Raw genomic sequence first — 25,203 nt, 5'->3', positions numbered from 1 at the left:
GTTTACTTACTGTTTATTTGCTTAATGATTGCTCTCTCAATTATCTCTTCTCTCGCTCCAAAATACGCAATATGCTAGCATTAGCGCAGGTTTCACCATCAATACACCATGTCTTAGTATTTCTCTTATTTTCTACGAACTATTTGTTTTATGGGTATCTAAAATAAGGTTTAGAGAATAATAGAAATAGAAGCGAGTGTATTCATAAGACGCTGTCTAGATAGAGTAAGGTAGTTATTAATGAGTTATCAGGTTCTGGCCCGTAAATGGCGTCCATCTCAGTTTTCTGATGTGGTTGGTCAGTCACATGTGTTGACAGCCTTAGGCAATGCGTTAACGCAAAATCGCCTTCATCATGCTTACTTGTTCAGTGGCACTCGTGGTGTGGGTAAAACAACCATCGCGCGCATTTTCGCCAAAGGACTAAACTGTGAAGAAGGGATCACTGCAACCCCCTGTGGTAAATGTACAACGTGTCGTGAAATTGACGAAGGACGTTTTGTTGATCTATTAGAGATAGATGCCGCGTCTCGTACCAAAGTAGAAGATACTCGTGAATTGCTCGATAATGTTCAGTATAAGCCTGCTCGTGGACGCTTTAAAGTGTACTTGATTGATGAAGTACATATGTTATCTCGCCACAGTTTTAATGCTTTACTCAAAACGTTAGAAGAGCCACCGGAGTACGTTAAATTTATTTTAGCGACAACGGATCCTCAAAAGTTGCCGGTTACGATTTTATCTCGTTGTTTGCAGTTTCATTTAAAGCACCTTGATCATCAACAAATTCAAACGCAATTAGAAACAGTACTCACAGAAGAAAAAGTAGAGTATGAAGCTAAAGCATTGAGTTTATTAGCGCGCGCTGCAGAAGGCAGTATGCGTGATGCGTTAAGTTTAACGGATCAAGCGATTGCTTTGGGAAACGGCCAAGTTGGCATTGATAATGTCGCGACAATGCTTGGCACATTAGACACAGATCAAGCGTTATTTTTACTTGAAGCTGTTGCGCAAGCAAATGCAAATATTGCGATGAACAGTTTACAAGAACTGGCGAATATTGGCGTTGAATGGGACAGCTTACTGCGTGAATTAGCCTGTCAATTGCACCGTGTAGCCATGTATCAAGCTTTACCTGCGAGTTTAGATGAAGCCTTGCCTGACGCTGAGCGTATCAGTTTGTTAAGCCAATTGATGACGCCACAAGATGTGCAGCTATGCTATCAAATTGCGGTGCAAGGTCGACAAGATTTAGGCTATGCCCCTGATGGTCGAACTGGACTTGAAATGGTGCTATTGCGTATGTTGGCATTTAGACCTGTTGTTTCATCAGGGATCCAGCCACAAGCGATCAATGTTCCTAGCACTCAGCCAGTCGCGGCAGTACCAGCGGCGAATCCAAACCCTACTGGGCAACAAGGTGTTTCACGCGTACAAGCGTTAAAAGCGCAGATGCAAGCCACGCATACGGAGCCTGTATCTCCAGTCGCACCGCATCAAATACAACAATCTAATGTTGCTATTAATCCAGAGATGAATATGGCGCCAATGCCACCTCATTCTGTGATGCCAGAACCTCAAGTGGGACCAGCTCAGTCAAGCGCTCAATCACAACCTGCTGCGCCACAACGTTCTCAGGAGCCAGTATCACAGGCATCGCAACCGATGAGTGCGCCTGAAATGCCAGCGGCACCTGCTGAAACATCACGTTCAGGCTCGCCAGCTAGTGGGTTATTGGCGGCACGTAATAGGTTACGCAGCCAGAAACAGCGTGGTCATGATGATGCACAGGTTTCATCGGTAAAAAAGACGCCAACGACGTCAGCTAAAAAAGTCGCTACTTCCGTATTAGATCGTGTTGCGAATAAGCAAAAAGCGATACCTACGAGTGTTTCACGTGCGATGCCGACGTCGAATCTCCCAGCACAACAGCTACAAGAGAAAGAAGATCAAGAATACCGCTGGAAACCGACAGCAAAACCGGATGCTGAAGAGGCTAAAAAAGTCGATGTTGCTCCACGTGTTTTAAAGAAAGCACTAGAGCACGAAAAAACACCTGAAATGACAAAAATACTTGTCAATGAAGCAGCAAATCAGGATAGTTGGGCAAACTTAGTGACGCAGTTGGATGTGGGTAAATTAATCCAACAGCTAGCCTTGAACTCTTCTTTTGAGCAGCAAGGTGATCAAATCACATTGCATTTACGCGCAGCGCAACAGCATTTAAATGGTGAGCGTGCGAAAGAACAATTATGTAGTGCATTAAGTTCCGTATTAGGACACTCAGTCATGTTGAATATCGTACTGGGTGAAGAAGGAAAAACACCGTTAGAATTACGTGAAGAGCTGTATCAACAAAAGCTGTTACAAGCAAAACAGAGCTTAGATAACGATCAAAATGTGATGTTTATTTGTCAGCGTTTTGCCGCTCAACTGGATGAAGACAGTGTTCGACCAATTTAAAGGTTTTTAACCAGACCAAGATAGAGAGAGAAAAGATATGTTTGGTAAAGGTGGCATGGGTAACATGATGAAGCAGGCGCAACAGATGCAAGAGCGTATGCAGAAGATGCAAGAAGAAGTAGCAAACATGGAAGTAACTGGTGAATCAGGTGCTGGCCTTGTTAAAGTTACTATCACTGGTAGCCACAGTGTTCGTCGTGTTGAAATTGATGAAAGTCTAATGGAAGACGACAAAGACATGCTAGAAGATCTTATCGCAGCAGCATTTAACGATGCTTCTCGTCGTATCGAAGAAGCACAAAAAGAAAAAATGGCTTCAGTTACTGGCGGTATGAACCTACCTGCTGGCTTTAAACTGCCATTCTAATTAATGCGTACCAGTCACTTACTGGAGCATTTAATGGAAGCTTTACGCTGTCTACCGGGGGTTGGTCCTAAGTCAGCACAGCGTATGGCTTTTAGTTTGCTACAGCGTAATCGCCAAGGTGGTTTACAACTTGCAGATGCACTGAGTCAGGCTATGACTGAAATTGGACATTGCCGTGATTGTCGAACATTTACTGAAGATGATGTTTGTGCCATTTGTGAAAATCCTCGCCGCCAAGAAAACGGATTAATTTGTGTTGTTGAAAGTCCTGCGGATATTGTCGCAGTAGAAGCAACAGGACAATTTTCTGGCCGTTATTTTGTATTGATGGGGCACTTGTCACCACTTGATGGTATTGGACCTTCTGATATTGGTCTTGATCGTCTTGAAAATCGATTACAGCATGAAAATATCAGTGAAGTAATTCTTGCAACTAACCCTACGGTTGAAGGGGAGGCCACAGCGCATTACATTGCTGAGTTATGTCATGAATATGATGTACCGGCGAGCCGTATTGCTCATGGTGTTCCTGTCGGTGGTGAGTTAGAGCTTGTTGATGGTACAACGCTATCGCACTCATTAGCAGGGCGTCAGCGTTTATAGTCTGGCGAGAATAAATAAAAACCGCGCTCATATAGCGCGGTTTTTTTATGTGTTATTTAAAGCCTGTATTTTTTACAGCGAGTAAAGAATATTAGAGCCGTAGGTCAAACTGGTTAATAACAGTGAATTTTTGTTTATCACATCAATCCGACGGCTTTCTTGCGCATTCATTCTGAAAATATCTTTTACAACATTAAGTTGCTTATCATCAAAATCAATATTTGTACCAGATGTTACGTCTTTAAACTCTGTGGGCTCAGTAAGCAGATAGCCACCACTGACATCCCATTGACCGGATTCAGAAATATGAATCGTTACGGGCGTTGCTTTCTCACTATACAGCTCTAACGTCGTAATACGTGAATAGGTATGGTTAGGCAAATACACCATATTACTGCTTTGTTTTACTTTACGTAGTGTGCCTAAATTATCGAGTTGTGTTGGCTCAATGCGACTAAATGTCGTACTTTGCCATTCTCGCGACATTAGTAGCTGCTCTTGTTTGTAATCTGTTGAAAAATAAACCCAACTACAAACAGTGATAGAAATAGCAAGGATCCCAAAAGGCCAATACTTACGAATAATATGCGAGAAGGTAATAGGAGAATTTACTGGCATAATTTCACATTATCCTCATGGCTAGTCAGTAAACGTAAGGTGATGTTTTCCATTGGTACACTGCTGCTATGTAAGTAATTCAAATACAGTTGATTATTTTGTCCACCAGTGACGATGACTTCGGTTGGTTTACCTTCATCCTGATGATTTTTCAAATAATCACTGACGCAACTACTGATCATATTGTTCCAATCTTTCATCACTGGATTACTAATTGGCGTATAAATTTTTACGCCCTCAACTTGAAGAAGTGGACGAAAAGCAGCCGATTTTGGGGGCATACTTAAATTAACAACAACCGGTAATATTAAAGCGATCGCCAGTGCTATCCAACCAAGCCATGTTATCTTCGGTTTGGTTTCTATCGAGGGTGGTATCGATGATTCAGCCTCTGTTATTTGTTCAACGATCTCGCTATCTGTAACATCAACACTTGGTGTATCAAGAGGGGAAATATGTTCTGGATGCGGTAAAGTTTCTTGGGCTGCAACATTAGAATCCATGCCTTCTTCATCGACATAGGGATCGACAGTGGCAATGATTTGGTAACCACGTTTGGGCACAGTTTTTACAAATGCAGGCGACTTAGTTGAGTCTTTTAGTGCTTTACGCAACGTTGAAATAGCTTGTGTTAAACTTGAGTCATCGACTTCAAAGCCTTGTTCGCGCCAAACATAATCGTGAATACGCTGGCGAGTAATAATGAGGCTTGGATCTTCGATTAGAAGACTCAAGGCGCGGCTTTCATTACTGCCTAAACGAATTAACTCATTATTTTCTAGTTTATCAATTAAACTGTTATCGTTTGGATCAAAAATGAATCGTTGTCCGATTAAAAACTTTTTTGCGTGTGTGGGCATTTTTTAACCTTAGCAATGATCTTCTAATTATTCATTGTTCTATAAGTTTGCTGAATGGTTTCTTAATCTAAAAATATAAAACGGAATCTGAAAAAATATAAAAAATAAAAATCGTGTTATTTTAGGTTGAAATTATACCGTTTGACCATATTTATCTTAAAAATAACACCTAACAATTTCCAATGGAGTAGAGATGAGCGAGCAAGTAGTTGATAAAAATAAGGAAACTCGTGGTTTTCAGTCGGAAGTAAAACAATTACTTCACCTAATGATCCATTCACTTTACTCGAATAAAGAGATTTTCTTACGTGAATTGATCTCAAATGCGTCTGATGCGGCAGATAAGCTACGTTTTAAAGCCTTATCACAGTCTGATTTGTATGGTGACGATTCTAACCTATGCGTTAAGTTATCAATCAATGAGCAAGCGGGTACATTAACTATTAGTGATAATGGTATTGGTATGACTCGTGAGCAGGCGATTGAGCATTTAGGCACAATTGCTAAATCAGGTACGAAAGAATTCTTCTCTCAGCTAAAAGAAGATGAAAGTAAAGATTCGCAATTAATTGGTCAGTTTGGTGTGGGTTTTTACTCAGCATTCATTGTGGCAGATTCGGTAACGGTTAATACACGTGCAGCTGATGTTGCGGCTGATGAAGCGGTAAGTTGGCAGTCTGCTGGTGAAGGTGATTACAGTATTGAAACTATCACTAAAGCGAATCGTGGTACTGATATTATCTTGCATCTACGTGAAGATGATAAAGAGTTTTTAAATGAGTATCGCTTACGTGAAATCGTGGGTAAGTATTCAGACCATATTGGTATTCCTGTTCTTATTCAAACCGAAGAAAAAGACGAAGAAGGTAAAGTAACAGGAACAAAGTGGGATCAGATCAATAAGGCCCAAGCATTGTGGACACGTAATAAGTCCGACATCAGTGAGGAAGAATATAAAGAATTCTACAATCACGTTGCGCATGATTACGCAGAGCCTTTGGTATGGTCACATAACCGCGTTGAAGGTAAGCAAGATTACACTAGTCTGCTTTACATCCCGTCGACGGCACCTTGGGATCTGAATAACCGTGATGGTCAGCATGGCTTAAAACTGTATGTACAACGTGTATTTATTATGGATGATGCACAGCAGTTTATGCCTACATACCTTCGCTTCGTGCGCGGCTTAATTGATTCAAACGATCTGCCACTGAACGTATCGCGCGAAATTCTACAAGATAACAAGGTAACTCAAGCGCTACGTAAAGCGTGTACCAAGCGTGTGTTGCAAATGCTTGAGCGTATGGCGAAAAATGATGCTGAGAAGTATCAGACGTTCTGGAAAGCGTTTGGTCAGGTATTAAAAGAAGGGTTAGCTGAAGATTTTGCGAATCGTGACAAAATTGCCAACTTGCTACGCTTTAGCTCAACAGAAAATGACTCACAAGAGCAAACAGTATCGCTTGCAGATTACGTGAGCCGCATGAAAGAAAACCAAGATAAGATTTATTATCTAACCGCAGATAATTTTAATGCAGCGAAGCATAGCCCACACCTAGAGCAATTCCGTGCTAAAGGGTTGGAAGTGATTTTGATGTACGATCGTATTGATGAGTACCTAATGGGCCACTTGCCAGAATTTGAAGGCAAGCAGTTCCAAGCGATTACTAAATCTGATCTTGATCTTTCAAGCTTTGACGATGAAGCAGTGAAAGAGAAGCAAAAAGAGACGGAAAAAGAGTTTGCTTCAGTGACTGAGCGAACAAAAGGTTACTTAGGCACACGTGTAAAAGATGTACGTGCAACGTTCAAACTTCATGACACACCAGCAGTTGTTGTGACAGATGAAAACGAAATGGGTACCCAAATGGCGAAACTGCTAGCAGCAGCGGGTCATGATGCGCCAGAGGTTCAATACATTTTTGAATTAAACCCTGAGCATGCATTGGTTAAGAAAATGGCAGATGAAGCAGATGAAGAAGTGTTTGGTCGTTGGGTTGAATTCTTGCTCGGTGAAGCGATGTTAGCTGAACGCGGTACGATGGAAGATCCTTCTCAGTTCCTTGCTGCAATTAACAAGTTGCTGATTAAATAACCAAATAACTTGCTTGTATCAAATACTATTCTGATAAAGCATGTAAACCAAGCCCAGTCATTGTACTGGGCTTGCGAGTCTCGCTTATTCAGTGTATTTTCACTTTTTTGCAAAAATTCCACTCTATTAAAGGGGATCACAATGCGCATCATTCTTCTGGGCGCTCCAGGTGCAGGTAAAGGTACTCAAGCTCAATTCATCATGGAAAAGTTTGGTATTCCTCAAATTTCAACTGGTGACATGCTACGTGCAGCTATCAAAGCGGGTACTGAACTAGGCAAGCAAGCGAAATCAGTGATCGATGCAGGTCAATTGGTATCTGACGATATCATCCTTGGTCTTGTAAAAGAGCGTATTGCGGCAGATGATTGCGCAAAAGGCTTCCTACTAGATGGTTTCCCACGCACAATTCCTCAAGCTGATGGTCTAAAAGAAAACGGTGTTAACGTTGATTACGTTATCGAGTTTGATGTGGCTGACGATGTGATCGTTGAGCGTATGGCGGGTCGTCGTGCTCACCTTCCTTCTGGTCGTACTTACCACGCTGTTTACAACCCACCAAAGGTTGAAGGTAAAGATGACGTAACAGGTGAAGATCTTGTTATCCGTGAAGACGACAAAGAAGAAACAGTTCGTGCACGTCTAAATGTTTACCACACACAAACTGCACCTCTTATCGAGTACTATGGTAAAGAAGCGGCAGCGGGTAACACGAAATACCTTAAGTTTGATGGTACACTTCCTGTTGCTGAAGTGAGCGCTGAGCTAGAAAAAGCATTAGCTTAATATTGATATAGGCTGTTTTAGATAGCTTGTAACAATGAAAAAAACGGGCTTACCTATTGGTATAGTCCGTTTTTTTATGGTTTAAATAGGGGTTAATAAAGGCGGGATACGTCTTTTTCTGATCAAAGTGATCTAAAAGCGATCAGCCTTCGTTTAGCTTCGGTTGCATGATTAATATTTTTTGATCAGAAAGCTTGGTTTAGGACAGATAAGAGCGAAAACCGATGAATAAAGACAATAAAAAATACGGTGTATTGTTAGTTAACTTAGGTACGCCTGATGCACCGACGGCGGCTGGGGTGAAACAATTTCTATCTCAATTTTTACACGATCACCGTGTCGTCGATATGACTCGCTGGTTATGGTGCCCCATTTTACACGGCGTAATTTTGCCGATTCGCTCACCGAAAGTTGCTAAATTATATCAATCTGTTTGGATGGAAGATGGCTCACCATTGATGGTGTATTCAAAACGCCAACAAAAAGCATTAACAGAGATACTTCAAGTCCCAGTTGAACTGGGTATGACTTATGGTAACCCGAGTACTCAGGCTGGTTTGGAGCGTCTAAAGCAGCAAGGTTGTGATAAGGTTTTAGTTTTACCGTTATATCCTCAGTATTCAGGTACTACCACCGCTGCTGTATTTGATCGTATTGCGAAAGACTTAAAGTCCATATCGTATATCCCAGAGTTGCGCTTTATTAATCATTATTACGATCACCCTGATTATATTTCAGCGTTAGCCGAGACGGCTAAAACGGTGTGGGCAGAAAAAGGCGAGCCTGATTACTTATTATGTTCATATCACGGTATTCCTAAACGTTATGCTGATAATGGCGATCCGTATCCCGATCATTGTAATGGTACAACGGAGCTATTAGCGAAGATGCTTGAGATGCCGCGTGAAAAAATGAGCATGAGCTATCAGTCTATTTTTGGACGTGAAGAATGGTTAAAACCGTATACGGAAGGCACGATAAAATCATTGGCAGAGAAAGGTGTAAAACGCCTTGATGTTATGTGTCCTGCGTTCTCTGTTGATTGTTTAGAAACCCTTGAAGAAATTGCAGAGCAGTGCAAAGAAGTGTTCATTGAAGCGGGTGGGGTAGAATTTAATTTGATCCCTTGCCTTAATGATAGCCAGGCACATATTACAATGATGGAAAACTTGGTGAAACAACATGTTCAAGGTTGGGAATAGTCAGTTTTTATTCTGTAACTTACATTGACGATAACGTTTACGCTCTCATTTGTGTTGATATATCTCAAAACCAATGAGAGCTTTTGCTTTTATGTTCTATATTCTGTGATAGAATTCGCAAAATTTACAACTTGATAGCGCATAGACATGAAATTTCCAGGCCAACGAAAATCTAAGCATTACTTTCCGGTACATGCTCGCGATCCACTTTTAAGTCAAACGAAACAAGAGAAGCGTCTAGCACGTACTCATGTTGTCGGTATTGACCAAACATTGGTAGATATTGAAGCTTATGTGGATGATGAATTCCTGGAACGCTATGAGTTAAGTAAAGGCCATTCTTTGGTTATTACTGATGAAAAAGCAGAAGCGCTATATCAAGAGCTAAAAGAGAACAACCTTGTTACTCACGAGTTTGCTGGTGGCACGATTGGTAATACGCTACACAACTATTCTGTGTTAGCGGATGATAAATCTGTTCTTCTAGGCGTGATGAGTAAAGACATTGAGATCGGTAGTTACGCGTACCGTTACCTTTGTAATACATCAAGCCGCATGGATATGAACTACCTTCAACCTGTTGACGGTCCTATTGGTCGTTGTTTTGCTCTTATTTCAAAAGACGGTGAACGTACCTTCGCTATCAACGAAGGTAAGATGAACCAACTTGAACCTGATAGCATTCCTGAACATGTGTTTGAAAATGCGTCTGCACTTGTGTTAACGGCGTATTTAGTGCGTTGTAAGCCTGGCGATCCTATGCCTGCTGCAACAATGCGCGCCATTGAATATGCGAAAAAATACGATGTACCCGTGGTATTAACATTAGGTACAAAGTTCGTTATTCAAGATGATCCACAATGGTGGCGCGACTTCCTTCGTGATAATGTAACAGTTGTTGCAATGAATGAAGATGAAGGTGAAGCGTTAACTGGTGAGTCTGATCCGCTTGTAGCAGCTGATAAAGCATTAGAATGGGTTGATCTTGTTCTTTGTACTGCAGGCCCTGTAGGTTTATATACCGCAGGTTACACTGATGATAACGCTAAGCGTGAAACAAGTTTACCGTTACTTCCCGGTGATATTGCTGAGTTTAACCGCTATGAATTTAGCCGACCAATGCTTAAAACGGCGTGTGAGAATCCAATTAAGGCGTATTCACATATTGCTCCTTATATGGGCGGTCCTGAGCGTATTAAGAATACTAACGGCGCTGGTGATGGTGCACTTTCAGCATTACTGCATGATATGTCTGCAAACCGCTACCATAAAGAAAACGTGCCGAACTCGAGTAAGCACCAACATTCTTTCCTAACTTATTCATCGTTCTCACAGGTTTGTTTATATTCAAACCGTGTAAGCTACGAAGTCTTGGCTCAGTATTCTCCACGTTTATCTCGTGGTCTGCCAGAGCGTGAAGATAGTTTGGAAGAAGCATACTGGGAACGTTAAGTTTCATATAGATATAAAAAAACCGCCAACACATTTTCGTGCTTGGCGGTTTTTTATTAGCTGCAGTTTAGAGCAAACTTATTTTTTATAAGCTTCGTTATGTACAGCTGCTACTGCACGACCTGATGGGTCTGCTGCGTTCTTAAAGCTCTCATCCCATTCAATCGCTTTTGCACTTGAACAAGCAATCGATGGACCACCCGGTACACATTTTGCCGCACTTTCTAGCGGGAACAACTCTTCAAAGATCTCACGGTATGCGTAACCTTCTTTGGTTGTTGGTGTGTTGTAAGGGAAGCGGTAAGCCGCTGTTTCAAGCTGTTGATCCGTTACTTTTTCTTCAGCTACTTCTTTTAGCGTATCAATCCAGCTGTAACCTACACCATCAGAGAACTGCTCTTTTTGACGCCATGCGATAGATTCTGGTAGGTAGTGCTCAAAACACTCACGTAAGATGTGTTTTTCCATCTTACCGTTACCACACATTTTATCTTCAGGGTTCAGACGCATTGCCACATCGATAAATTCTTTATCTAGGAATGGTACTCGGCCTTCAACACCCCATGCCGCTAACGATTTGTTTGCTCGTGCACAGTCAAACATGTTCAGAGCAAGCAATTTACGTACAGTTTCTTCATGGAACTCTTTCGCGTTCGGTGCTTTATGGAAGTATAAGTAGCCACCAAAGATTTCATCTGCACCTTCACCAGAAAGTACCATCTTGATACCCATTGCCTTGATTTTACGACCCATTAGGAACATTGGGGTAGAAGCACGAATGGTTGTCACATCGTAAGTTTCAATGTGATAAATCACATCACGGATAGCATCTAGACCTTCTTGAATCGTGTAAGTCATTTCATGGTGAACGGTACCAATTTTATCTGCAACTTCACGCGCTGCTTTTAAATCAGGGGCACCTTCAAGACCCACGGCAAAAGAGTGAAGTTGTGGCCACCATGCTTCAGATTGGTCATTATCCTCAATACGCATTGCAGCAAAGCGTTTTGCCACAGCTGATGTAATTGATGAATCTAAACCACCTGATAGTAGTACACCGTAAGGTACATCTGTCATTAACTGACGCTTAATAGCGGCTTCTAATGCTTCAGTTAATTCTTCTTTGCTGGTTGAGTTACCTTGTACGGCTGCGTATTCATTCCAATCACGGGTGTAATACCGTTGTGGCTCGGCATCAGCACTACCGTAGTAACAACCAGGAGGGAATTCACTCACTGTTTTACACACAGGTACCAGCGCTTTCATTTCTGATGCAACATAGTAGTTACCGTTTTCGTCAAAGCCTTGGTACAACGGAATAATACCAATGTGATCACGACCTACAAGGTAAGTATCTTTTTCTTCATCGTACAGTACAAAGGCGAAAATACCGTTAAGCTCTTCAAGTAACTCTTCGCCCATATCTTGGTATAGCGCAAGAATAACTTCACAATCTGAATCTGTTTGGAAATCGTATTTACCTTCATAGCGAGCACGGATTTCTTTGTGGTTGTAGATTTCACCGTTAACCGCAAGAATTAATTTTTTATCTGGGCTATATAGCGGTTGTGCACCACTGTTTAAGCCAACAATCGCTAGACGCTCATGCGCAAGAATGGCATGTTCTGATGCATAAATACCTGACCAGTCTGGGCCGCGGTGACGAAGCTTTTTCGACATTTCTAATGCGATAGGACGCAATGCTGCTGCGTCGCTTTTAATGTCTAGGATCCCAAATACAGAACACATAGTAATACCACTCCAACGTTATCTTTTTATATCCATAAATCTTAGAAACACAGATGTAACCGAAAGGTTTATATAATGAAAATAAAACTTTTTATTTATGTGCGTTTCTCTTTGATTGTTAAAATTGCGTATTCTGAAGTAAATTGCAATAAAAAATCTTCAATCCATTAAAATAAAACGCCTTAGGTGAATATCATTCATTAAAATCGCCTTTAACTGAATTAAATCTAATTTGTTTGGCTTTTTGTTTAAAAAAAATAAACAGTAGTTGTTACCACTGTTTATTTTTTGCTGCGAAATAAGGGGGCGTACTTATAGGATTATGATTTGATTGCTGTTATGTCTGGCTTTAAGTGATCACATACATTACGAGCAAAACCACTGCCAGCCTCATTGAAGATGTTGAAGACGGCATCAATACCTTGTTCATACAGTAACTCTTCATCATCATTGTACTGAGCAATTGCTGCTATTTTACCTTGGAAATGACGAGCTTTAATTTGCTCCAAGGCATAAACATTCGCCTGACTATGAGGCATTGCTAATAAAATAAGAGTTATACGTTCTTTGCTGATCACCCGCGCCCAAAAATCAGGATCAGTCGCATCGCCTTGAATAACATTACGTCCTTCTTTGCGTTGCTTCTCTGCGGATTCCTCTCGGGTTTCAACGCCTATGATTTGCTTGCCGTAACGTGCTTGTAACTCATCATATGCCCCCGTGCCTATTCGACCCATACCAAGAATTAACACTTTTGATTGTCCAAGATCGATCAGTTTGTCATCGGCGTTGAGTTTTTCTGGTTCAAATTCTTTTAGCCATTTTGATGCTTCTGTATAAAGTTTATGGCTCACGCTGTTGAGAGGGGCTGCGAGCAAAAATGAAAAAGAAACGGCAATAGCGATAGCCACTAAAAAAGTACCCGGTAATAGTCCTAGCTTATAAGCCACACCACCGACAATTAAACCAAACTCGCTGTAATTAAATAGTGTTAACGTCGCGAGCATTGAGGTACGGACACGGTAACGACACAAATGGAATATGCCGTAGTACAACATGCCTTTAAGCGGTAATAAGAGTAGTAAAACAAATGCCATCAGTAACCCATTAAGCGTCGGGGTTTCTGACAGGCCAATATTTAAGAAAAAGCAAACAAGTAACAGCTCTTTAAAGTTAAAGAGTGATTTTGCCATTTCAGAAGACTTACTGTGTCCTGCCATTAGCATCCCGATCAATAGTGCACCCAAATCAGGCTTCATACCAACCAGTTTAAATAATCCTGCACCGAGAACTAGCGCAAGAGTAATGGCATAGAGTACCAGTACTTCACCGTGACCTGCTTTGTCTAAGATCTTGTATAGGATAGGGCGAATTAACGGTAGGGCGAAAAGTCCAAGCGCATACACTTCTGGCATTTTTCCACTTGAGATAGTCAAGAATATAACGGCGAAGATATCTTGCATGACCAGAATACCGATAGAGACGGTACCGTACTTTGCATTTAACTCGCCTTTTTCTTGTAACAGCTTAATGGCAAATACTGTACTGGAAAAAGACAGCGCAAACCCGATAAGAATTAATTGGCTTAACGCCATGTCGCTGAACATGGTTAAACCAAGCTGTTTTAATACCAATAAACAGAGGGTAAATAAGGTTGTTGATAAGAGATTATGTAAGGTAGCACCACCCCAAACTTCTTTTTTAAGTAAGGACTTCACATCCAGCTTTAAACCAATGGTAAAAAGAAGCAGTGTTACCCCTAAGTTAGCTAAGGTTTCTAAAGTAGGTGTAGAAGTAAAGCCAAAACTGTTAAGACTAAAGCCTGCAACAAGAAAACCCACAAGAGGGGGGAGTTTGCAACGTAGAGCAATAAAACCAATGATAAAAGCGGTAAGTATGTAGATAAATTCCATATCTTGTACAACATCCTTGCAAGATAACAATCTGGAGAAATAGTGTGAAGCTGATGAGATTAGGGGCGTATTAAATCAATACGCCCCTTTGCTCTGAATTTATATGGTGCTGTGATTAGTCTTCTAATAGAAGCTGTAATAATACACCGTTTAACATGGCGCGTTTGATCATTGAAAATGCACCTATGGTCGGCTGGTTATAAAGCTCAGATGCAACAACCGGTAAGTCATGATGAAATCTTGAGAGTGATTGTGTTTCAACACAACGTCGAATCGCTGGAAAAACAATCTCTTGGGCATGAGTAATGTTACCCGCAAGAATGATTTTTTGAGGGTTGAACAAATTGATGGTCATCGCAAGAGCTTTGCCCAATTGATTTCCAACTTTTATCAACGCTTGGGTTGCTAACTCATCACCATCATTTGCCGCATTACAAATCGCAAGCATTGTTATATCTTCAAGCGCTTGTAATGAACTTGGATAGCCTTGGTCGAGCAAATGTTGAACATTTTTAACTATTGCGGGATCGGCTGCGACTGTTTCTAAACAACCAAAATTACCGCATTGGCATTTATCGCCTAAAGGATCGATTTGAATATGGCCGATCTCGCCCACGTTACGGTTAAAGCCCAAGAATACTTGACCATTAACAATAATACCGGCACCTGTACCGTTGTGAACACTGACTAGAATTGAGTCTTTACAATCGCGGCTTGCACCGAAGTAATGTTCAGCTAGCGCTAGGCCTCGAATATCATTACCGACAAAACAAATAACACCGAATTGTTTTTTAATAATGTCAGCTAATGGAAAGTCATCAATTTCAATATGTGGCATATATTCCACAATACCATGCTCAGGGTTCACTAAGCCGGGGAGCGTAATACCAAATGCAACCAATTCTTTCATTACATTTTGGTTATTACTGATGAAATTTTGGATATGCTCAAGTAAACCATCAATTAAGGCTTGTTGGCTGGTATAAGAAAATGGGTGAGCGGTACCTGTTATATGGTTACCACTTAAATCATAAAGGGTTATTTCAATGTAATTTCGACCAATACGCACCGCAATAGAATGAAATGCTGCTGATTCAGTTGTCAGCGATATTGCCCGTCTACCGCCGGTTGATGCTTGTTGCGCGACCTCTTTGATTAGGCCGCGCTCAAGTAGTTGGCGGGTTATTTTAGTAACACTGGCAGGAGCAAGCTGACTAACATCAGCCACCTGAATACGTGAAATAGGGCCCTGCAAGTCAATCAAGCGATAAACAGCTGCACTGTTTAGCTGTTTTACGAGATCAACATTACCAATTTGTCCGCCTGTCATAATTAGCTCTGTTTGTATTCACCATTAACAATTGTCGCCTGAACATGATAATCGCGATCAAACACAGTAAGATTTGCTACCATGCCTTTTCTTATAGCCCCAAGTTTCTTGTCTACACCAATAGCGCGAGCAGGATAAAGTGTGGCCATACGAATCGCTTCGTCCAAGGCGATACCTACATGTTCAACACTATTTTGAATTGCTTCAATCATTGTCAGTGCTGAACCACCAAGTGTGCCTTCTTCAGTTACACACATGCCGTTTCGGTAATATACCTTTGTCCCAGTAAAAAGAAAGCTATCGATGTTTGCACCTGCTGGAGCTGTGGCATCGGTCACTAAAACTAAACGCGTATTCTTCATTTTATGAGCCATGCGGATATTGGCATAGTCAACATGGAAACCGTCAGCAATAACGCCTGTATAGATTTCACTGCTATCGTAAATAGCGCCAACTAGACCTGGCGAACGACCTTCTACTGGACTCATCGCATTGAATAAATGCGTAGTAAAACTAATACCGAGATCGAAGCCTTGTTTTGCTTCTTCGTATGTCGCATTACTGTGTCCTGCCGATACGACAATACCTGAATCAATCAGTTTCTGAATATGCTCAGGTGAATTCAGTTCAGGTGCGAGAGTGACTTTAGTAATAACATCAGCATTATCACACAAGAACGCAATCATATCGTCACTCGCTGGACGAATGAAATCCGGGCGGTGAACCCCTTTCTTTACAACATTAATATAAGGGCCTTCTAGGTGTAGGCCTAATGCTTGATTGTGGTATTTTGCTTGATAGTCACGAATAGCTGAAACTGCACGTTTCATGTCTTCGTCGGGGGAGGTGATAAGCGTAGGGAGAAAGCTAGTACAACCTGATTTTAGGTTGGCTTGGTGCATAATATCAATGGCTTCGGCGGTGGTTTCATTGTTGAACATCACCCCTCCACAACCATTTAATTGTAAGTCAATAAAGCCAGGAGAGAGGTTTGCACCATGAAGATCGATAGTGTCGATGCCATCGAGTAAATGATTAATCGGGCAGATTGCATGAATGTTCACGCCGTCAATAATGACGGCGTGGTTATTCAGCACTTCGCTACCGGTAAAAATATTACAGTTGGTAAGCGCGTACATGAATATTCCTTAATAGGATTAAAGGTGGTTAATATTTTCCGCTTCTAGTTCTTGGAAGTACTTAACGGTCTTCACTTTTAGCTCTTGAGTTGATGGCTCATCACAAACAATCATTGATTTAGGATGTAGCTGCAGTGCAGATACTGTCCATAGGTGATTGACACTGCCTTCAACCGCAGCTTGTAGCGCCTGGGCTTTGTTGTGGCCAGTGATAAGGATCATGACTTCTTCAGAATCTAGTAATGTACCTACACCGATAGTTAGTGAGTATTTAGGTACTTGGTTGATGTCGCCATCAAAGAAACGAGAGTTAGCAATACGCGTTTCGTGCGTTAGTGTTTTGATTCGTGTACGAGATGCTAATGATGATGCTGGCTCATTGAAAGCAATGTGGCCGTCGTTGCCTACACCGCCCATGAATAGGTTGATTTTACCGTAAGATTTGATCTTATCTTCGTAACGTTGGCATTCAGCAACGTGATCTTCTGCGTTACCGTCAAGAAGGTTAATGTTCTCTTCTTGGATGTCAACGTGGTTGAAGAAGTTGTTGTACATGAAGTTACGGTATGATTCTGGGTGATCTGCAGGCATGCCTACGTACTCATCCATGTTGAAAGTAACAACATGTTTAAAGCTTACTTCACCAGCTTGGTATAGCTCGATAAGACGTTTGTAAGTTGCAAGTGGTGTACCACCAGTTGGTAGACCCAATACAAATGGACGCTCAGCTGATGGTTCGAATTTATTGATACGATCTGCGATGTAGCGAGCTGACCATAAACCAACATCTTTAGCGTTATTTAGCGGGATTAGTCTCACGTTGATACCTCGTTGAAGAAAGTTAAAACAGGAAAAATCTTAGCGACATAGCGCCTTTGTTTCGAATGATAAAATAAGTTTTATGATCGAGCTAGCAAAATCACTCAGTTCTAACCTCCGTCGGTGATTGAGATCACAAATGATGAGCTTTTAATTTGCGGGGCGAAATTAATTTCTTAAACTGCGAATAACTTAATACGGATAGCTTATAAACAGTTATTTAATTACATCTAAGAAAACCATAGGGGGAACTAAGGGTGAATATTCTTGGATATTTTCAAAAAGTAGGTAAGGCATTAATGGTGCCAGTTGCAGTACTTCCTGCAGCGGCAATCTTAATGGGTATCGGTTACTGGATTGATCCGAACGGCTGGGGTGCAAACTCTGCATTAGCTGCTTTCTTGATCAAGGCTGGTGCGGCAATTATTGATAACATGTCTGTACTGTTTGCAGTGGGTGTTGCATACGGCATGTCTAAAGATAAGGATGGTGCAGCAGCACTTTCTGGTTTTGTAGGTTTCCTTGTGGTAACAACGCTTCTTGCACCGGGTGCAGTCGCGCAAATCCAAGGTATTGACCCAAGCGCAGTTCCAGCTGCATTTGGTAAAATCAATAACCAATTCGTAGGTATCTTAGTCGGTATCGTATCAGCTGAGTTGTACAACCGTTTCTCAAACGTAGAACTACACAAAGCACTAGCGTTCTTTAGTGGTAAGCGTTTAGTACCAATTCTAACATCTGTTGCTGGTATCGTTATTGCAGGTATCTTGATGGTTGTTTGGCCATCAATTTACGGCGGTCTAGTACATTTTGGTGAAAGCATCCAAGGTATGGGTTCTGTAGGTGCGGGTCTATACGCATTCTTCAACCGTCTATTGATTCCTGTAGGTCTTCACCACGCACTAAACTCAGTATTCTGGTTTGACGTAGCAGGTATTAACGATATTCCTAACTTCCTTGGCGGCGCGAAATCAATCGCTGAAGGTACAGCAACTCCAGGTGTCACTGGTATGTACCAAGCTGGTTTCTTCCCTATCATGATGTTTGGTCTACCTGGTGCGGCACTTGCGATGTACCACACTGCGAAAGCGAAGAATAAAGAGCGCGTAGCATCTCTACTACTAGCTGCTGGTTTTGCATCATTCTTCACCGGTGTTACTGAGCCGCTAGAATTTGCATTCATGTTCCTAGCACCAGTACTGTACGTAATTCACGCAGCACTAGCGGGTCTATCTGTATACATCGCAGCATCTATGCAGTGGATTGCAGGTTTCGGTTTCTCTGCAGGTCTAGTTGATATGTTCTTGTCATCACGCAACCCACTAGCTGTTCAGTGGTATATGCTGATTGTTCAAGGTATTGCATTCTTCTTCATCTACTACTTTGTATTCCGCTTCGCGATTGTTAAGTTCAACCTTAAAACGCCTGGCCGTGAAGACGACGAAGAAGAGACTTCATCAGTTGCAGGTTCTGCAGAAACTAGCGAGCTAGCGAAGCAGTACTTAAAAGCACTGGGTGGTCACGGTAACCTAGAGAACATTGATGCTTGTATTACACGTCTACGCCTAACGCTAAAAGACAGCAGTCTTGCTAACGAGAAAACGTTAAAAGCACTAGGTGCGATGGGTGTAGTTAAACTAGGTTCAAATAACCTTCAGGTTATCCTTGGCCCTCTAGCTGAAATTGTTGCTGGCGAAATGAAGAAAATCCCAGCGTCAGAAGATCTATCTTCTGTAAAACTTCCATAATTACCTGAATTCTTCAGTAATTAAGTAATACCGCAAGACCTTTAATAAAACCGGCCTTATTATTTTCAAACATGGAATGATAGGGCCGGCATTTTGAGTACCCAACGTTTGGGCTCGTATTGATTTTCTCTTCACTTTTTTAGAAGAGATATCGGGAGAAAGGAATATATCATGACTATTAAACTTACGGCGTTAGCATCTTTTATTGCATTAGCGGTGACGGGTTGTGCAAGTAAAGGAAACAATGATCAAACTGTAGTAAATAACCTAGCGTCAAACCTAGATCTTAACTACGAAGTCGCTATTCAGCACGGTGCAGAAGAAGGCTTGCCATGTAAAACACTGGGTGCGGAATGGGCATCATGTGATTTGATTAATTTAACGCTGGAAAATAAAGGTCCAGCGGTGACGAATAAAGATTGGAAAATTTACTTCAGCAGTATTCGTCAAATCCTAGAAGTGCAGAATGATCAATTCAAAGTTACTCATGTAACAGGTGATCTACACACACTAGAGCCAACAGATAAGTTCGATGGTTTTGCTGAAGGTGAAAAGGTTGTTATCCCTTACATCGGTGAATATTGGACTTTATTTGAAAATGATTACATGCCTCGTGCATATGTAACAGCAGGTAATGCAGAACCAAAAACAATTGTTAGCACAGATACAGCTAACCCTGCAGATTACTTAACGCCATTAAAAGGCGATCAATTTAAGCGTGTTAAAGCGGATAATAACGTATTAGCGACACCAGAAACACGTTTTGAGAAAAACAGCGATGTAAACTTAGTGGCTTCTGAAGAAGTAGCTGGCACTATTTTACCTACACCGCTAAGTACTAAATTAACTGGCGATACTGTTTCTCTAGCTAACGGTATTAAGATCGACAACCTAACGCTACCTGCTGACATGATGGCTGCAGTAGAGGCTCGTTTAGCACAGCTTGGTGTGAACGCGCAGGGTGAATACCCAGTAAAAGTAACAATTTTACCGGGTTCGTTTAAGAAGGATCAGCAAATTGTTGGTGCTTATAAGCTAGACGTAACTAAGAAGGGCGCCACCGTTACTGGTTTTGATAACCAAGGTGCGTTCTACGGTATGCAGTCTCTGATCTCACTGATGTCTACCGGTGCAGATAACAGCATTCCAACATTAAATGTATTGGACGCACCACGTTTTGATTATCGTGGTGTAATGGTTGATGTGGGTCGTAACTTCCACTCTAAAGAAGCGATCCTACGTACGCTAGATCAAATGGCAGCGTACAAGATGAACAAATTCCACTTCCACCTATCTGATGATGAAGGTTGGCGTATCGAAATTCCGGGTCTTCCAGAATTGACAGAAATCGGTGGTAAGCGTTGTCATGATTTATCAGAAACAAGCTGTCTTCTTCCTCAACTAGGCTCAGGCCCAACATCTGAGAACGATGGTTCAGGTTTCTACAGCAAGCAAGATTACTTAGATATTCTAAAATATGCGAAAGCACGTGGTATCGAAGTGATCCCTGAAATTGATATGCCAGCTCACGCGCGTGCAGCGGTGGTAGCAATGGAAGCGCGTTACAAGCGTCTAGCTGCTGAAGGCAAGATGGATGAAGCGAATGAATATCGCTTGATGGATCCACAAGATACGTCAAACGTAACGACAGTACAGTTCTACGATAAGCGTAGTTTTATTAACCCATGTATGGATTCGTCAGCAAAGTTTGTTGATAAAGTCATTACTGAAATTCAAGCAATGCATAAAGACGCGGGCATGCCGCTAAATACATGGCATTTCGGTGGTGATGAAGCGAAGAACATCAAGTTAAATGCAGGCTTCCAAGATATTAACGCTGCAGAGCAAACAGCTTGGACGGGTTCAATTGATCAATCTAAGCAAGATAAGCCATACCAAAAATCACCAATGTGTCAGAAATTGATCGCAGAAGGTGTGGTAAGTGATTACGATCGTCTACCAAGCTACTTTGCTGAGCGTGTAAGTGCTGTGGTTAATAGCAAGGGTATTGAGAATTTCCAAGCATGGCAAGATGGCTTGAAGTACTCGAAAGATGCGAAAGCATTTGACACAGATAACGTACGTGTGAACTTCTGGGATGTTCTATACTGGGGCGGTGGTGCATCTGCATACGAGTGGGCTAACAAAGGCTATGATGTTGTAGTATCAAACCCAGATTACGTATACATGGATATGCCATATGAAGTAGATCCATCAGAGCGCGGTTACTACTGGGCAACACGTGCAACAGATACACGTAAGATGTTTGGTTTTGCACCTGCAAACTTACCTCAGAACGCAGAAACATCACTCGATCGTGATGGCAATGGCTTTGCAAGTAAAGGTACGGTTGAATCGAAAGGCTTCCACGGTCTGTCTGCTCAGCTTTGGAGTGAAACTGTAGGTAACGATGATCAATACGAGTACATGGTATTCCCTCGCGTACTAGCAGCAGCTGAGCGTGCATGGCACAAAGGTGAGTGGGAAAATGAGTACCAAGCAGGTGTTGAATACTCACAAGACTCAAACCTTGTGGACAAGAAAGCCCTTCACAACGAGTGGGAGCGTTTTGCTAACGTTCTTGGTCAACGTGAACTAGCTAAACTTGATGCGGCAGGTATTCAGTACCGTGTACCAGTACCTGGTGCAAAAATTGAAAATGGTAAACTTGCAATGAACGTAAGTATGCCTGGCTTAGCACTACAATACTCAACGGACGAAGGCAAAACGTGGAACACTTACAATGCGAAAGCACAACCAAGTGTATCGGGTAAAGTTGAAATCCGTGCAGTAAGCGCAGACGGTAAACGTTTCAGCCGTGTAACATCATTATAAGTTACGATGTAAACACGCTTTAACTGTTAAAATATCAGCCGGTGAAGGGAAACCTTCATCGGCTTTTTTTATTAAGTTAGGTAAAAATCATGGCTATCAAATTAATGGTCATGTTTTTAATGCGCCTAATTAGGGCATTAATGTATAGTGGTAGGATACAAACTCCGTTATTACGGGGCTTTTTTATCCATATCGACAAACAATGCATACTATTTGTTGAGTCATGAGCCATATTTATGGATCATATACAGTTCTCAATCCTGTAAGCACACGAGGTGTAATTGATGAGTGAATCTGAAGCTCGTCCAACTAACTTTATCCGCCAAATTATTGATGCGGATTTAGCAAGTGGCAAACATACAAGCGTACATACCCGATTCCCGCCGGAGCCGAATGGTTACCTGCATATCGGCCATGCTAAATCTATTTGTTTGAACTTCGGTATTGCTCAGGACTATCAGGGTCAATGTAATCTTCGTTTTGATGATACTAACCCTGAGAAAGAAGACATCGAATACGTTGAGTCTATTAAGAACGATGTTAACTGGTTGGGCTTTGAGTGGAGCGGTGATATTTGTTATTCATCAAACTACTTCGATAAGCTATACGGGTTCGCAATTGAATTAATTAATAAAGGCTTAGCGTACGTTGATGAGCTAAGTCCAGAGCAGATGCGTGAGTACCGTGGCACATTAACTGAGCCAGGTAAGCATAGCCCATACCGCGATCGTAGCGTTGAAGAAAACTTAGCTCTATTCGACAAAATGAAGAACGGTGAGGTTGAAGAAGGCAAAATGTGTCTTCGTGCGAAGATCGACATGGCATCACCATTTATGGTTATGCGCGATCCAGTGATCTACCGTGTACGTTTTGCGACTCACCATCAAACGGGTGATAAGTGGTGCATTTACCCAATGTACGACTTCACACACTGTATTTCTGATGCGCTAGAGGGCATTACGCACTCTATTTGTACCCTTGAGTTCATGGACAACCGTCGTCTATACGATTGGGTTCTTGAAAACATCACTATCGATTGTACACCGCATCAGTATGAGTTTAGCCGTCTAAACCTTGAATACACTGTGATGTCGAAGCGTAAGCTGAACCAACTTGTGACTGATAAATTGGTTAATGGTTGGGATGATCCACGTATGCCAACTATTTCTGGCCTGCGTCGTCGTGGTTTCACACCGGCATCTATGCGTGAGTTCTGTAAGCGTATCGGTGTGACTAAGCAAGACAACACTATCGAGATCAGCTCACTAGAATCTTGTATTCGTGACGATCTAAACGAAAACGCACCACGTGCAATGGCGGTTCTTGATCCTGTTAAAGTTGTGATTGAAAACTTTGATGGTGAGACAGAAATGCTTACTGTCGCTAATCATCCGAATCAACCTGAAATGGGTTCGCGTGAAGTGCCATTTAGCCGCGAGCTATACATTGAGCGTGAAGATTTCCGCGAAGAAGCGAATAAGAAATACAAGCGTTTAGTATTAGGTAAAGAAGTTCGCTTACGTGGCGCCTATGTGATTCAAGCGGATCGCATCGAAAAGGATGCGGAAGGTAATATCACCACAATTTTCTGTTCTTACGATAAAGATACATTAGGTAAGAACCCAGCAGATGGTCGTAAAGTAAAAGGTGTTATTCACTGGGTATCAGCAGAAGCGGGTATTCCAGCAGAAATTCGTTTATACGATCGCCTATTTACAGTACCAAACCCTGGTGCGGCAGATGATTTTGTATCAGTGATCAACCCTGACTCTCTAACAGTAGTTAATGGTTTCGTTGAACCATCATTGGTTGCTGCTGAAGCTGAAAAAGCTTACCAATTTGAGCGTATGGGTTACTTCTGTGCAGATAACAAAGACTCAAGCCCTGAGCATTTAGTCTTCAACCGCACAGTCGGCCTTCGTGATACTTGGGCGAAAATTGGCGACTAATTCAGTCTCTGATTTCAGCTAATAAAAACCGCATCGCTCTTGTGATGCGGTTTTTTATTAATAGCTATCTAAATCGATGATATAACATGGTTATTAATGTCCAGAGTTAATGACTTGCTCCGTAATATTCCCCGCAAGCTCAGCATTGCTTAATTTGAAGAAAATCATTTTGCCTGATTTTTGAATATCTTGGGTGTTGTATTTAAATTGACTAAATATATCTCCCCATTGATAGCGAACGAAAGTCTCACCTGATTGTAAATGCCTATTTACCGAATACTCTGTTGCGTAACCTGTCATTTTACCGTTAATAGGGCGGTTTGGCGCATCATGAGGAATACGAAACATCGTTGACTCGAGCTTTAAAATGCCATTGATGATGCTCGTTGGTTCTTTTAAGTGCTCTGAAAAATAGGTGGCATGAACGAAACGATCTTCAGGATTAGTATTACCGCCAGTGCCTAAATTTGTTTGACTCCATTGTTGAGCTTGTTCGCCCCATCCACGTGCAGAACGTTTAATATTCGCAAGGTGTTGGGCATAATCAGGCTGATTTGTCATGACGGTATATTGTTTTCCATGCCAAATTTGAGGTTTGCCCTCACGCCATTCAATAATAGCGCTATCGCCCGTTGGATCTTGGAAAGATAAATGCAGAGCAATGCGAACAGGAATTCCTTCAATAAATTCTTCGTTAGGGGCAAGTGCGGTGGCTGCTTTTACAACATCATTCACTGTTTTATGTTGCGACAACATATGGCGAAGGTAGGTAATTGCGCCATCGGTTTGTTTATTATTCCCTTTGCCGAGATCCATTCCACCATCATAAAGAATATTACCACTGAGCCCTTGTGAGTTAATACCATCCATTAGAATGCCGTAAGCAGTGATCCCCGTGACAGCAAATTTGGATGTAACAAGGTTCTTATTACTCAGGTGCGTTGTGTATTCTGAACCTTGAGGAAAGCTTGCTAAGTAAGGGTTTGTGGATTCAGACCAATCCATAGTACGAGAAACAAAGACACCATGATCTTCTGTTTGCCAAAGGATACGAGTACAAGCATTTGCGTTAGATATTAGGCTTGAAAGAGATAGGGTGGTGATTAATGCGAGTACTAATGGTTTTACTTTCATCTATAACATCCATATAAAATAGTTGGCATAGATATATAGTAAAAAACACCATTTTGTAATGTGGTTATTTGTAACAATGTTTGAAAGGTGAACTAAGTATCAAATAAAAAAGCCAGTGGAAATACACTGGCTCTTTTAAAG

The 25,203-nt window shown here is 41.7% G+C and carries 18 protein-coding genes; 10 read left to right on the top strand and 8 right to left on the bottom strand.

Translation table 11 applies throughout. The features are described from left to right. The first annotated feature begins 240 nt into the window (after positions 1 to 240). Genes dnaX through recR form a run of 3 tightly spaced genes read left to right on the top strand, consistent with a single transcriptional unit; the run spans position 241 to position 3,433 of the window. Entirely contained in the window at positions 241 to 2,463 is a 2,223-nt protein-coding gene (gene dnaX / locus C9J46_RS03860; RefSeq protein ID WP_107205552.1) for a DNA polymerase III subunit gamma/tau, read from the top strand. Between the two features lie 37 nt (positions 2,464 to 2,500). Continuing rightward, positions 2,501 to 2,830 (top strand): YbaB/EbfC family nucleoid-associated protein, encoded by a 330-nt coding sequence (locus tag C9J46_RS03855; RefSeq protein ID WP_107205553.1) that lies wholly within the window; start codon positions 2,501 to 2,503, stop codon positions 2,828 to 2,830. A gap of 3 nt (positions 2,831 to 2,833) precedes the next feature. Next, positions 2,834 to 3,433, top strand: a complete 600-nt coding sequence (gene recR, locus C9J46_RS03850; protein WP_107205554.1) for a recombination mediator RecR — start codon at positions 2,834 to 2,836, stop codon at positions 3,431 to 3,433. Between the two features lie 72 nt (positions 3,434 to 3,505). Here the strand turns inward: recR and C9J46_RS03845 are convergent, their stop codons facing one another. Both C9J46_RS03845 and C9J46_RS03840 read right to left on the bottom strand, forming a co-directional pair. Then, positions 3,506 to 4,051, bottom strand: a complete 546-nt coding sequence (locus C9J46_RS03845) for a regulatory protein ToxS (protein ID WP_107205555.1) — start codon at positions 4,049 to 4,051, stop codon at positions 3,506 to 3,508. Then, entirely contained in the window at positions 4,042 to 4,911 is an 870-nt protein-coding gene (locus tag C9J46_RS03840; protein WP_107205556.1) for a transcriptional regulator, read from the bottom strand. Before C9J46_RS03840 ends, C9J46_RS03845 begins: the two co-directional genes overlap by 10 nt. A gap of 193 nt (positions 4,912 to 5,104) precedes the next feature. Between C9J46_RS03840 and htpG the strand changes: the two genes are divergently transcribed. The 4 genes from htpG (at position 5,105) to C9J46_RS03820 (ending at position 10,446) form a co-directional block, all read left to right on the top strand. Continuing rightward, a complete protein-coding gene (gene htpG / locus C9J46_RS03835) occupies positions 5,105 to 7,006 on the top strand; it encodes a molecular chaperone HtpG (protein WP_107205557.1) in 1,902 nt (633 codons plus the stop codon). A 141-nt stretch (positions 7,007 to 7,147) separates the two neighbouring features. Further along, the gene (adk, locus tag C9J46_RS03830; RefSeq protein ID WP_105060657.1) at positions 7,148 to 7,792 is read left to right on the top strand and encodes an adenylate kinase; all 645 of its coding nucleotides are present in this window, start codon (positions 7,148 to 7,150) and stop codon (positions 7,790 to 7,792) included. A 224-nt stretch (positions 7,793 to 8,016) separates the two neighbouring features. Continuing rightward, positions 8,017 to 8,994 carry a ferrochelatase gene (gene hemH, locus C9J46_RS03825; protein WP_107205558.1) on the top strand — a complete coding sequence of 326 codons (978 nt, stop codon included), beginning with the start codon at positions 8,017 to 8,019 and terminating at the stop codon, positions 8,992 to 8,994. Between the two features lie 147 nt (positions 8,995 to 9,141). Then, positions 9,142 to 10,446: an inosine/guanosine kinase gene (locus tag C9J46_RS03820; RefSeq protein WP_107290575.1), complete on the top strand. Its 1,305-nt coding sequence runs from the start codon at positions 9,142 to 9,144 to the stop codon at positions 10,444 to 10,446. Positions 10,447 to 10,524: 78 nt separating this feature from the next. Here C9J46_RS03820 and asnB read toward each other — a convergent pair whose 3' ends face one another. The 5 genes from asnB to nagB all read right to left on the bottom strand — a co-directional run bounded on the left by asnB (position 10,525) and on the right by nagB (position 17,396). Next, entirely contained in the window at positions 10,525 to 12,195 is a 1,671-nt protein-coding gene (asnB, locus tag C9J46_RS03815; protein ID WP_107205560.1) for an asparagine synthase B, read from the bottom strand. Positions 12,196 to 12,515: 320 nt separating this feature from the next. After that, on the bottom strand, positions 12,516 to 14,108 hold the full coding sequence (locus tag C9J46_RS03810; protein WP_107245596.1) for a cation:proton antiporter family protein: 1,593 nt from the start codon (positions 14,106 to 14,108) through the stop codon (positions 12,516 to 12,518). Between the two features lie 115 nt (positions 14,109 to 14,223). Beyond that, complete coding sequence (locus C9J46_RS03805; protein ID WP_107205562.1) at positions 14,224 to 15,438, bottom strand: ROK family protein; 1,215 nt, start codon at positions 15,436 to 15,438, stop codon at positions 14,224 to 14,226. A 2-nt stretch (positions 15,439 to 15,440) separates the two neighbouring features. After that, on the bottom strand, positions 15,441 to 16,577 hold the full coding sequence (gene nagA / locus C9J46_RS03800; protein ID WP_107290574.1) for an N-acetylglucosamine-6-phosphate deacetylase: 1,137 nt from the start codon (positions 16,575 to 16,577) through the stop codon (positions 15,441 to 15,443). Positions 16,578 to 16,595: 18 nt separating this feature from the next. Then, positions 16,596 to 17,396: a glucosamine-6-phosphate deaminase gene (nagB, locus tag C9J46_RS03795; protein WP_107205564.1), complete on the bottom strand. Its 801-nt coding sequence runs from the start codon at positions 17,394 to 17,396 to the stop codon at positions 16,596 to 16,598. A 257-nt stretch (positions 17,397 to 17,653) separates the two neighbouring features. Between nagB and nagE the strand changes: the two genes are divergently transcribed. The 3 genes from nagE (at position 17,654) to glnS (ending at position 23,928) form a co-directional block, all read left to right on the top strand. Further along, positions 17,654 to 19,144, top strand: coding sequence for an N-acetylglucosamine-specific PTS transporter subunit IIBC (gene nagE, locus C9J46_RS03790; RefSeq protein ID WP_107205565.1), 1,491 nt, complete (start codon positions 17,654 to 17,656; stop codon positions 19,142 to 19,144). A 171-nt stretch (positions 19,145 to 19,315) separates the two neighbouring features. Continuing rightward, positions 19,316 to 21,979, top strand: coding sequence for a beta-N-acetylhexosaminidase (locus C9J46_RS03785; protein ID WP_107259382.1), 2,664 nt, complete (start codon positions 19,316 to 19,318; stop codon positions 21,977 to 21,979). A 284-nt stretch (positions 21,980 to 22,263) separates the two neighbouring features. Next, a complete protein-coding gene (gene glnS, locus C9J46_RS03780; RefSeq protein WP_107205567.1) occupies positions 22,264 to 23,928 on the top strand; it encodes a glutamine--tRNA ligase in 1,665 nt (554 codons plus the stop codon). 93 nt (positions 23,929 to 24,021) lie between these two features. On the opposite strand, the gene C9J46_RS03775 is transcribed toward glnS, so the two are convergent. Continuing rightward, the gene (locus tag C9J46_RS03775; RefSeq protein ID WP_107290573.1) at positions 24,022 to 25,062 is read right to left on the bottom strand and encodes a linear amide C-N hydrolase; all 1,041 of its coding nucleotides are present in this window, start codon (positions 25,060 to 25,062) and stop codon (positions 24,022 to 24,024) included. Between the last annotated feature and the right edge of the window lie 141 nt (positions 25,063 to 25,203).

This window comes from Photobacterium sp. GB-36, from assembly GCF_003026135.1.
GTDB lineage: Bacteria > Pseudomonadota > Gammaproteobacteria > Enterobacterales > Vibrionaceae > Photobacterium.
Note: the sequence above shows the minus strand (reverse complement) of the source record. Positions and strands in the feature narration are given on the sequence as shown.

Excerpts from the sequence above, each read along its gene's own strand:
- dnaX (WP_107205552.1), top strand. The coding sequence starts at position 241 with ATGAGTTATCAGGTTCTGGCCCGTAAATGGCGTCCATCTCAGTTTTCT.
- C9J46_RS03855 (WP_107205553.1), top strand. The coding sequence starts at position 2,501 with ATGTTTGGTAAAGGTGGCATGGGTAACATGATGAAGCAGGCGCAACAG.
- recR (WP_107205554.1), top strand. The coding sequence starts at position 2,834 with ATGCGTACCAGTCACTTACTGGAGCATTTAATGGAAGCTTTACGCTGT.
- C9J46_RS03845 (WP_107205555.1), bottom strand. The coding sequence starts at position 4,051 with ATGCCAGTAAATTCTCCTATTACCTTCTCGCATATTATTCGTAAGTAT.
- C9J46_RS03840 (WP_107205556.1), bottom strand. The coding sequence starts at position 4,911 with ATGCCCACACACGCAAAAAAGTTTTTAATCGGACAACGATTCATTTTT.
- htpG (WP_107205557.1), top strand. The coding sequence starts at position 5,105 with ATGAGCGAGCAAGTAGTTGATAAAAATAAGGAAACTCGTGGTTTTCAG.
- adk (WP_105060657.1), top strand. The coding sequence starts at position 7,148 with ATGCGCATCATTCTTCTGGGCGCTCCAGGTGCAGGTAAAGGTACTCAA.
- hemH (WP_107205558.1), top strand. The coding sequence starts at position 8,017 with ATGAATAAAGACAATAAAAAATACGGTGTATTGTTAGTTAACTTAGGT.
- C9J46_RS03820 (WP_107290575.1), top strand. The coding sequence starts at position 9,142 with ATGAAATTTCCAGGCCAACGAAAATCTAAGCATTACTTTCCGGTACAT.
- asnB (WP_107205560.1), bottom strand. The coding sequence starts at position 12,195 with ATGTGTTCTGTATTTGGGATCCTAGACATTAAAAGCGACGCAGCAGCA.
- C9J46_RS03810 (WP_107245596.1), bottom strand. The coding sequence starts at position 14,108 with ATGGAATTTATCTACATACTTACCGCTTTTATCATTGGTTTTATTGCT.
- C9J46_RS03805 (WP_107205562.1), bottom strand. The coding sequence starts at position 15,438 with ATGACAGGCGGACAAATTGGTAATGTTGATCTCGTAAAACAGCTAAAC.
- nagA (WP_107290574.1), bottom strand. The coding sequence starts at position 16,577 with ATGTACGCGCTTACCAACTGTAATATTTTTACCGGTAGCGAAGTGCTG.
- C9J46_RS03785 (WP_107259382.1), top strand. The coding sequence starts at position 19,316 with ATGACTATTAAACTTACGGCGTTAGCATCTTTTATTGCATTAGCGGTG.
- glnS (WP_107205567.1), top strand. The coding sequence starts at position 22,264 with ATGAGTGAATCTGAAGCTCGTCCAACTAACTTTATCCGCCAAATTATT.
- C9J46_RS03775 (WP_107290573.1), bottom strand. The coding sequence starts at position 25,062 with ATGAAAGTAAAACCATTAGTACTCGCATTAATCACCACCCTATCTCTT.